The organism is Streptomyces albus subsp. chlorinus, from assembly GCF_013302895.1.
Lineage (GTDB): Bacteria > Actinomycetota > Actinomycetes > Streptomycetales > Streptomycetaceae > Streptomyces > Streptomyces chlorinus.
Genome location: NZ_VJOK01000001.1, coordinates 5,482,601 through 5,491,294, shown reverse-complemented (window position 1 = coordinate 5,491,294; position 8,694 = coordinate 5,482,601). Strand labels below are relative to the sequence as shown.

The 8,694-nt window shown below is 73.9% G+C and carries 11 protein-coding genes; 5 read left to right on the top strand and 6 right to left on the bottom strand.

Annotated features, from left to right (window positions below):
- On the bottom strand, window positions 1–579 hold a 579-nt coding region (locus tag FM076_RS34135; RefSeq protein ID WP_345945196.1), incomplete at its 3' end, for a DAK2 domain-containing protein.
- A gap of 273 nt (window positions 580–852) precedes the next feature.
- Here FM076_RS34135 and rpmB point away from each other — a divergent pair.
- On the top strand, window positions 853–1,038 hold the full coding sequence (gene rpmB, locus FM076_RS24150) for a 50S ribosomal protein L28 (RefSeq protein WP_016470082.1): 186 nt from the start codon (window positions 853–855) through the stop codon (window positions 1,036–1,038).
- Window positions 1,039–1,197: 159 nt separating this feature from the next.
- Here rpmB and thiD read toward each other — a convergent pair whose 3' ends face one another.
- Entirely contained in the window at window positions 1,198–2,013 is an 816-nt protein-coding gene (gene thiD, locus FM076_RS24145) for a bifunctional hydroxymethylpyrimidine kinase/phosphomethylpyrimidine kinase (protein ID WP_173873029.1), read from the bottom strand.
- 13 nt (window positions 2,014–2,026) lie between these two features.
- Window positions 2,027–2,998 carry a thiamine-phosphate kinase gene (locus tag FM076_RS24140; RefSeq protein ID WP_173874971.1) on the bottom strand — a complete coding sequence of 324 codons (972 nt, stop codon included), beginning with the start codon at window positions 2,996–2,998 and terminating at the stop codon, window positions 2,027–2,029.
- A 312-nt stretch (window positions 2,999–3,310) separates the two neighbouring features.
- Here FM076_RS24140 and FM076_RS24135 point away from each other — a divergent pair, with 312 nt between their 5' ends.
- Window positions 3,311–3,544 (top strand): Lrp/AsnC ligand binding domain-containing protein, encoded by a 234-nt coding sequence (locus FM076_RS24135; protein WP_173873028.1) that lies wholly within the window; start codon window positions 3,311–3,313, stop codon window positions 3,542–3,544.
- A gap of 19 nt (window positions 3,545–3,563) precedes the next feature.
- On the top strand, window positions 3,564–4,070 hold the full coding sequence (locus FM076_RS24130) for a DUF3515 domain-containing protein (protein WP_345945194.1): 507 nt from the start codon (window positions 3,564–3,566) through the stop codon (window positions 4,068–4,070).
- Window positions 4,071–4,129: 59 nt separating this feature from the next.
- Here the strand turns inward: FM076_RS24130 and FM076_RS24125 are convergent, their stop codons facing one another.
- From FM076_RS24125 to FM076_RS24115, 3 genes are all read right to left on the bottom strand, one after another.
- Entirely contained in the window at window positions 4,130–5,266 is a 1,137-nt protein-coding gene (locus tag FM076_RS24125; protein WP_173873027.1) for a D-alanine--D-alanine ligase family protein, read from the bottom strand.
- Window positions 5,267–5,371: 105 nt separating this feature from the next.
- Complete coding sequence (locus tag FM076_RS24120; RefSeq protein ID WP_173874969.1) at window positions 5,372–6,400, bottom strand: NAD(P)H-dependent glycerol-3-phosphate dehydrogenase; 1,029 nt, start codon at window positions 6,398–6,400, stop codon at window positions 5,372–5,374.
- A 17-nt stretch (window positions 6,401–6,417) separates the two neighbouring features.
- Entirely contained in the window at window positions 6,418–7,251 is an 834-nt protein-coding gene (locus FM076_RS24115; RefSeq protein ID WP_173873026.1) for a lysophospholipid acyltransferase family protein, read from the bottom strand.
- Between the two features lie 249 nt (window positions 7,252–7,500).
- On the opposite strand from FM076_RS24115, the gene cofC reads away from it, so the two are divergent.
- Window positions 7,501–8,172: a 2-phospho-L-lactate guanylyltransferase gene (gene cofC, locus FM076_RS24110; RefSeq protein WP_173873025.1), complete on the top strand. Its 672-nt coding sequence runs from the start codon at window positions 7,501–7,503 to the stop codon at window positions 8,170–8,172.
- Window positions 8,173–8,181: 9 nt separating this feature from the next.
- Window positions 8,182–8,385: a hypothetical protein gene (locus FM076_RS24105; RefSeq protein ID WP_173873024.1), complete on the top strand. Its 204-nt coding sequence runs from the start codon at window positions 8,182–8,184 to the stop codon at window positions 8,383–8,385.
- Window positions 8,386–8,694 lie beyond the last annotated feature (309 nt).

Sequence of the window (8,694 nt, the reverse complement as noted above, 5' to 3'; positions counted from 1 at the left end):
CTCGCCCAGCGCCGCCCACAGCGCGCCGAGCAGCGCGGTCAGTCCGAGCGCGCCCGCGTCCACGACCCCGGCCCGGGAGAGGGCGTCGAGCTGCCCCGGGGTGGCCGCCAGCGCCCGCTGCGCGGCGGCGGCGGGATCGTCCCCGGCCCGGGCCGCGTCGGCCGCCGCCGTGGCCACCGTCAGCATGGTGCCCTCCACGGGGTGCGCGACGGCGGCGTACGCGGCCTCGGCGGCGCCGAGCAGCGCGGCGGGCAGCGCCGCCTCCGGCTCCGGCCCGGCGGCGAGCCCCTCGGCCATTCCGCGCAGGTACTCCGCGAGGATCGTCCCCGAGTTGCCGCGGGCGCCCAGCAGCGCGGCCCGTGCCATGGCGCGCAGCGCGTCCTGGGCGGCGGTGTCCGCGTGAGGGGGCGGGGCCGCCTCGGCGGCCGCCTCGAAGGTGAGGCACAGATTGGTGCCGGTGTCCCCGTCCGCGACCGGGAAGACGTTGATGGCGTCCATCCGCGCGCGGTGGGCCCGCAGTGACTCCCGGCCGAGGGCGCACCACCGGCGGACCGCGGCGGCGTCGAGCGGTTGCGGCACGTGCGGGACCTCCTCGGGGACGGAGCAGGAGCCGGTCTGGGCGGCCGGTGCTGCCGGAAGGCTAGTGTGGGCGGGGACCAAAGCCCAGGTCGGGGCAGGGAGAGGCGGTCCCGGTTTCCCTGCGGGGGACCGGCCGTTGTATGCTGCTCCGGTTGCCTGATCCGGACGATGTGCTCCGGTGGGCGACGATCTCCCTGGCGCAGCCGGTCCTTCTTGTTGGCCCCGCGTCGCCGGGATTCACCGTACGTGCATCTGAAGTCTTTGGAGTGACCCGTGGCTGCGAACTGCGACGTCTGCGGCAAGGGGCCGGAGTTCGGCAACAACATCTCCCACTCGCACCGCCGCACCCGCCGTCGCTGGAACCCGAACATCCAGCGCGTGCGTGCCGTGGTCGGCGGGACGCCGAAGCGCCTCAACGCCTGCACCTCGTGCATCAAGGCCGGCAAGGTCTCGCGCTGACGTCCCCGACGTAACCGCGCGGCCTCACGCCGAGCCGACATCCGAGAACCGGCCCGCCTCGTGCGGGCCGGTTCTCGTGTGTCCGGGTGCCCACCGGGGACTCTCCTGTCCGGGTGCGCACCGGGCGCTCTCGCCGGTGCGCTCAGGACGGCACACGGGTCAGCGCTCGCCCAGCCGCCACCCGTGGTCCACCGGGCCGAGTCCGGCGCCCAGCGGGAAGCCCGCCGCTATGGCGCCCGTCACGTACTCCTTCGCGGCCCGTGCCGCCCCGGGGACGTCCATGCCCTTCGCCAGGGAGGCGGCGAGCGCGCTGGCCAGGGTGCAGCCCGTGCCGTGGGTGTGCCGGTTGTCGTGACGGGGGGCGCGCAGCCAGTGCTCCTCGGTGCCGTCGGTGAGCAGGTCGACGGCCTCGCCGGGCAGGTGCCCGCCCTTGATCAGCACCCAGCGCGGCCCGTGGGCGAGGACGGCCGCCGCGGCCTCGCGCAGTCCCGTCTCGTCCCGCACGCGTACGCCGGTGAGCTGTGCGACCTCGTCCAGGTTCGGGGTGACGACGGTGGCGACGGGCAGCAGGTTGGTGCGCACCGCCTCCACGGCGTCGGCGGCCAGCAGCGGGTCCCCGTGCTTGGAGACGCCCACGGGGTCGACCACCACCGGCACGGGGGTGCCGGCCAGCAGTTCGGCGACGGTCTTGACGAGCGCCGACGAGGCGAGCATCCCCGTCTTGACGGCCTGCACCCCGATGTCGTCGACGACGCTGCGGTACTGGGCGCGCACGGCCTCCTCCGGCAGCTCCCAACAGCCCTGCACGCCGAGGGAGTTCTGCGCGGTGACGGCGGCGATCACGCTCATGCCGTGGGTGCCGAGGGCCAGCATGGTCTTCAGGTCGGCCTGGATGCCGGCGCCACCGCCGGAGTCGGAGCCGGCGACGGTCAGCACGAGGGGCGGCCGGCCGGCCCGCGAAGTCACATCGTCCATGCCACGACGGTACTCAGGACTCCTCGTCGTCCCCGAAGTGGTCCCAGCCTCCGGCCTTGGTCCAGGGCGCGCCGTCCACGGTCACGTGCGGCAGCGCGGAGGGGGCGAGGACCTCGCCGATGACCCGCCAGCGCGCGGGGAGCTTCTGGTCGCGGGGGAAGGTGGCGACGATGGCGTGGTCCTCGCCGCCGGTGAGCACCCACTGGAGCGGGTCGACGCCGACGGCCTGGCCGATGTCGGACATCTGCGCGGGAACGTCGAGGTCGGCGGAGCGGATGTCGATGCGGACCTTGCTGGCCTCCGCGATGTGCCCGAGGTCGGCCACCAGCCCGTCGCTGACGTCGATCATCGCGGTGGCGCCGAGCCCCGCCGCGGCCGGGCCCGCGTGGTAGGGCGGTTCGGGGCGGCGGTGGGCCTCCACGAAGGCGCGGGGCGAGCGGAAGCCGCGGGAGAGCACCGCGTGCCCGGCGGCGGACCAGCCCAGCCAGCCGGTGACGGCCACCACGTCGCCGGGTCCCGCGCCGGAGCGGGTGACGGGCTCGTGGTTGCGCAGGTCGCCGAGCGCGGTGACGGAGAGGGCGATGCTGTCGCCGCGCACGACGTCGCCGCCGACCACCGCGGCGGAGGCCACCTGGGCCTCGTCCCGGATGCCGTCCATGAGTTCGGTCGGCCAGGTGGCGGGCAGGTCGACGGGGACGACGAGGCCGAGCAGCAGCGCGGTGGGGTAGGCGCCCATGGCCGCGATGTCCGCGAGGTTCTGCGCCGCGGCCTTGCGCCCCACGTCGTACGCCGTCGACCAGTCGCGGCGGAAGTGCCGCCCTTCGAGAAGGATGTCCGTGCTGGCGACGACGCGCCGGTCCGGCGCCGCGACCACCGCCGCGTCGTCCCCGGGGCCGATCCGTACGGCGGTCGAGGAGGTCAGCCGGGAGGTCAGCTCCCGGATCAGCCCGAACTCCCCCAGCTCCCCCACGGTGCCCTTGGCCATCCCCCGGGCCGGGCCGTGCGGGGCCGCCGCGCCGGAGGGTGAAGGCCCGGGCGCGGTGCCGCCGTTCAGATCATGCATTGCTGTGCCCCTTCTCGGTTGCGTCTTTCCTCGTGCGTGCGGACCGCGGGCCGCGACGCGTGTCGGTGTCCCCGTGCCTGGCCGGCCCCGCGGGCCGGAGCCTGAGCGCCCCCGCCGTCAGGGCGTTTCGCCACCACGAGGGCGGCCCGGTGGTCTCCCCGCGGCCGGGGGGACGCGGTACGGTGGCGTTTCTCTCTCGCCCCGCATGATCCTCGTGGCCCCCTGGGAGGTTCCGTGGTACAGGCGTACGTCTTGATCCAGACCGAAGTTGGCAAAGCTTCGACCGTTGCGGAGATCGTCTCCAAGATCCCCGGCGTGATCCAGGCCGAGGATGTAACGGGTCCGTACGATGTGATCCTGCGCGCCCGCGCCGAGACGATGGACGACCTCGGCCGCATGGTGGTCGCCAAGGTCCAGCAGGTGGACGGCATCACCCGCACACTGACCTGCCCCATCGTCCATCTGTAGCCCCCCGTATGCTCGCCCGGTGAGCATCCGACACCGGGCCTCCCCTCGATCTGTCGCCGTCTCCACCGCCGTGTGCGCTCTCACGGCCCTCGCCACGACCGCCTGCTCGGCCCTGGGAGACGCCGGCCCCGCGGTACCAAGCCCCTCCGGGGAGGCGGCGCGGGTCTGCCGGTCGCTGCACGACGCGCTGCCCGGGAAGGTGGCCGGGCAGGAGCGCGGCGAGACCGATCCCGCCTCGGACTACACCGCCGTGTGGGGTGATCCCGCGATCGAGCTGCGCTGCGGCGTCGCGCGGCCCGCCAAGCTCACGCCCGGCAACGAAGAGTACAACCCCACCGCCGAGGCGGCGGAGGTGAACGGGGTGTCCTGGCTGATGGAGAAGCGGGACGGCGGCTACCGCTTCACCACCACGGACCGCGTGGCCCACGTCGAGTTGACCGTGCCCGACGACTACGCGCCCGAGGTCGGCGCGCTGGCCGACATGGCCGCGGCGGTCAAGCGGACGGTGCCGAAGCGCGAGCGCTGAGGCGCGGCCCCGCCCCCCCCGGTCCCGGCTCCGGTCGCGGTCCCGTCCCGGTGGGAGCGCTAGCGCAGGCCCGTCGGGCGGCGCAGCGCGGCCTGGAGGAGGCGGTCGATCAGCTCCGGGTAGCCGACCCCGGTCTCCTGCCACATGCGCGGGTACATGGAGATGGGCGTGAAGCCCGGCATGGTGTTGATCTCGTTGATCACGAACTCGCCGTCCTCGCCCAGGAAGAAGTCGGCCCGCACCAGCCCCTCGCAGGAGGCCGCCTCGAAGGCCCGTACGGCCAGCTCCCGCACCCGTGCCGTCTCCTGTGCGGTCAGCGGCGCCGGGACGATACCGGAGGCCGAGTCGATGTACTTGGCCTCGAAGTCGTAGAAGTCGTGGTCGCTGACCGGCGGGATCTCGGCGGGCACGCTGGCCCGGGGGCCGTCCTCGAACTCCAGGACGCCGCACTCGATCTCCCGGCCGCGCAGCAGCGACTCCACGAGGATCTTCGGGTCGTGGCGCCGCGCGGTCTCCACCGCCTCGTCCAGACCGCCCAGGCCGTCGACCTTGGTGATGCCCATGGAGGAGCCGGCGCGGGCGGGCTTCACGAAGACCGGCCAGCCGTGCTCGGCGGCGAAGTCGACGATCCTCTTGCGCGCCGCGGCCGGGTCCGCCTCCCACTCGAGCGGCCGGACGGTGACGTAGGGGCCCACCGGCAGGCCGAAGGAGGCGAAGATCCGCTTCATGTACTCCTTGTCCATGCCGACGGCCGAGGCCAGCACGCCGGAGCCGACGTACGGGATACCCGCCAGGTCGAGCATGCCCTGCAGGGTGCCGTCCTCGCCGTAGGGGCCGTGCAGCACGGGGAAGACGACGTCGATCTCGCCCAGCGCCTTGGGCAGCTGGCCGGGCTCGGTGTGCACGACCTCGCGGCTGTCGGGCGAGACGGGCAGCAGCACCCCGCCGGTGTCCGACTCCGCCAGCATCTCGACGGTCGGCAGCGTCCGGCCCTCGATCGCCATCCGGTCCGGGTCGTCGGCGGCCAGCGCCCAGCGGCCGTCCGCGGTGATGCCGATGGGCAGCACCTCGTACTTGTCACGGTCGATGGCCTTGAGCACCGCGCCGGCCGTGAGGACGGAGATCTGGTGCTCTGAGTTGCGTCCGCCGAAGACGACGGCGACTCGGGGCTTGGGGGCGGGGCTCTGGCTGCTCATATCGCTGGGACTTTACCGCGTCGGGGGGCGCGCAGCCGATGCGCACGCCCCGTGGCGCGCGGTTGTCCTCCCAGGTGCCCCGGAGAGCCCCGGGACGCGGGGAGGTCAGGCCCGCTCGGGCTTGGCGCTGCGGGACATCAGTTCCTTGAGCGCCACGTGCGGGGACTTGCCCTCGTGGACGATGCCGACGACGGTCCGGGTGATCGGCATCTCCACCCCGTGCCGCCGGGCGAGGTCCAGCACCGACTGGCAGGACTTGACGCCCTCCGCGGTCTGCTCGGTGACCGCGATCGTCTCCTGGAGGGTCATGCCCCGGCCCAGGTTGGTGCCGAAGGTGTGGTTGCGGGACAGCGGAGAGGAGCAGGTGGCCACCAGGTCGCCCATCCCGGCCAGCCCCGCGAAGGTCTGCGCGTCGGCGCCCATGGCCATCCCGAGCCGGGTGGTCTCGGCCAGGCCCCGGGTGATCAGCGACGCCTTGGAGTTGTCGCCCAGCCCCATGCCGTCGGCGATGCCCACCGCCAGCGCGATGACGTTCTTGACGGCGCCGCCCAGCTCGCAGCCGACCACGTCGGTGCTGGTGTAGGGCCGGAAGTAGGGGGTGTGGCAGGCGCTCTGCAGGGCGCGCGCCGCCTCCTCGTCCGCGCAGGCGGCCACCGCGGCGGCGGGCTGGCGAGCGGCGATCTCCCGGGCGAGATTGGGGCCGGTCAGCACGGCGACCCGCTCGGCGGGGACCCCGGCGACCTCCTCCACGACCTCGCTCATGCGCTTGGCGGTGCCCAGTTCGACGCCCTTCATCAAGGACACCAGCACCGTGGCGGGGTGGAGCAGCCCGCGCCAGGACTCCAGGTTGGCGCGGAGCGTCTGGGAGGGGACCGAGAGCACCGTGAACGCGGCGTCCCGGGCGGCCTCGGCCGGGTCCGTGGTCGCCCGCACCCGGTCGGGGAGTTCGACGTCCGGGTGGTAGGCGGGGTTGCGGCGCGTGCTGTTGATCGCCTCGGTGATCTCCGCCCGGCGGCCCCACAGCGTCACCTGGCAGCCCGCGTCGGCGAGCACCATCGCGAAGGCGGTGCCCCAGGAGCCGGTGCCGAAGACGGCGGCCTTCCTCGGGCGTTCCGCCCGCGCCTGCTCCGCCACGCCCTCGTCGCTCGCGCTCACGCGTTCTTCTCTCCCTCTGCCGCCTCGGCCGGAGCCGGGGCGGGCCCTGCGTGCTCATGGTGCTCCGCGCCCTCGCGCGGGGCACGCTGCTGCCGCCTGCGGACCGCGGCCTTGCGCATGTCGTACCGCTCGGCCGGGGCGGGTTCCCCGCGGATGGCGGCGAGCTGCTCGGTGACCGCGTCCATCATGACGTCCGTGACCTCGCGGAGCACCTCCGCGGTGGGCTCCTGGTCGTAGTACGCGGACAGATCCAGCGGCGGGCCCGCCTGCACGGTGAGGGTCTTGCGCGGGAAGAGCCGCAGCTTCTTCTCCTTGGCGTAGGGCGGCATCGCCAGATTGGCGCCCCACTGTGCGACGGGGATGACGGGGGCCCTGGTCAGCAGCGCCACGCGGGCGGCACCGGTCTTGCCGGTCATGGGCCACATCTGCGGGTCGCGGGTGAGGGTGCCCTCGGGGTAGAAGGCGACGCACTCGCCCTTCTCGATCGCCTCCACGGCGGCCCGGAAGGCGCCGATCGCGTCGGTGGACTCGCGGTAGACGGGGATCTGCCCGGTGCCCCGCATGACGGCGCCCACGAAGCCGCCCTTGAACAGCCCCACCTTGGCCAGGAACCGCGGGACCCGCCCGGTGTTGTACTGGTAGTGGGCGTAGGAGAGCGGGTCGAGATACGAGTTGTGGTTGACGACGGTGATGAAGCCGCCCTCGCCGGGCATGTGCTCCATTCCGCGCCAGTCCCGCTTGAAGAGAAGGATCAGCGGCGGTTTCGCCAGGAACGCGGCGAGGCGGTACCAGAAGCCGACCTTCCTGCGTTTACCGTCACTCCCCGGCATCGCACGCCCCCTTTTTCCCGGCATTTCCGTCCGGTGTTCTGAGCGTTGCTCCCGGGGTGGGCACGGTTTGGCGGGACACCCGGACACCATCTCCTTAGGGGGCTCCTTGTGGGGCCCATCCGCTGGGGCCAATCGACAACCGCACAAGTGTCGCCACCAAGCGCCTCGCTGTCGAGCACACTGAGCGTGCCCGAGTGCCGGGCACACGGTAACCCCGCTCCGGCGGTACCGCTCCCCGGGCAGGCGAGAATGGGGCCGATGCAGCCACATGTGACGCCCGTGGCATGGACCCTCGTGGTGCCGCTGAAGCCTCTGGAACGGGCCAAGAGCAGGCTCGCGGACGCCGCCGCGGGCATCCCGCGGCCCCGGCTCGCGCTGGCGTTCGCGCAGGACACGGTGAGCGCGGCGCTGGCCTGCCCGCTGGTGCGCGATGTGGTGGTTGTCACGGATGATCCGCTCGCCACCGCCGCGCTGGCGGCGCTGGGCGCGCGCCTGGTGCCCGACGCGCCCGGCGAGGGGCTCAACCCCGCGCTCGCGTACGGAGCGGCGACGGCACGCGCCGCGCACCCCCGGCGCGCCGTGGCGGCGCTGAACGCCGATCTGCCCGCACTGCGCCCCGCGGAATTGACGCGGGTGCTGAATGCGGCCGCCGAATTCCCCCGGGCTTTTCTGCCCGACGCCGCGGAAATCGGAACAACGGTGTTGACGGCCCTGCCGCCGGTCGCCCTTTCCCCCGCTTTCGGCGGCCCCTCCCGGGCCAGGCACCGCGCCTCGGGAGCCGTCGAGCTGGGGCTTTCCCGGGTGCCGAGCGTGCGGCAGGACGTGGACACCCCCCAGGACCTGCGGGCCGCACGGGCGCTGGGCGTGGGGGCCTTCACCTCCCGGCTGCTGGGCGAACAGGTCACCGGCCGCTGCGGCTAGGCTGCGGGCATGCAGGCCACGGCGTACACCTACGACCCGGCGTCCCGCTCCGGCAGCGTGCTCCTGGACGACGGCACCCCGCTCCCGTTCGACGCCGCCGCGTTCGACGCGGGCGGCCTCCTGCTGCTGCGCTCCGGCCAGCGGGTGCGGATCGAGACCGAGGGCGAGGGAGAAGAACGCCGCATCACCCTGGTGACGCTCCAGACACTGTGAGTTCCACACCCCGGCGGGGCTCCGGCCCGCCGTGCCGCCGACGGGCTCCCGCCAGCGGCCGGACGCCGTGAGGCGCCTGTCGCCGTGGGGCCGAACGCCGTGAGGCGCCGGACTCGTGAGGCGCCGGGCCTCGTGAGGCCCGGTCGTGGTGGGACCGGTCGTGATGGGACCGGTCGTGATGGGACCGGTCGTCGCGGGGCACCGCCGGGGTCGACGCGGCTTCCCGTCCCGTCGCCACGGAGCCCGGACGGCGCCCGTCCCCCTTGGTGACAGCCCCTGGGCGGCGCGCGTCGCCTGCCCGCGGCCTGG

Coding starts and splice junctions, on each gene's coding strand:
- thiD (WP_173873029.1), bottom strand. CDS start 2,013: ATGGACGATGTGACTTCGCGGGCCGGCCGGCCGCCCCTCGTGCTGACC.
- FM076_RS24140 (WP_173874971.1), bottom strand. CDS start 2,998: ATGGCCAAGGGCACCGTGGGGGAGCTGGGGGAGTTCGGGCTGATCCGG.
- FM076_RS24125 (WP_173873027.1), bottom strand. CDS start 5,266: ATGAGCAGCCAGAGCCCCGCCCCCAAGCCCCGAGTCGCCGTCGTCTTC.
- FM076_RS24115 (WP_173873026.1), bottom strand. CDS start 7,251: ATGCCGGGGAGTGACGGTAAACGCAGGAAGGTCGGCTTCTGGTACCGC.
- cofC (WP_173873025.1), top strand. CDS start 7,501: ATGGGGCCGATGCAGCCACATGTGACGCCCGTGGCATGGACCCTCGTG.
- FM076_RS24105 (WP_173873024.1), top strand. CDS start 8,182: ATGCAGGCCACGGCGTACACCTACGACCCGGCGTCCCGCTCCGGCAGC.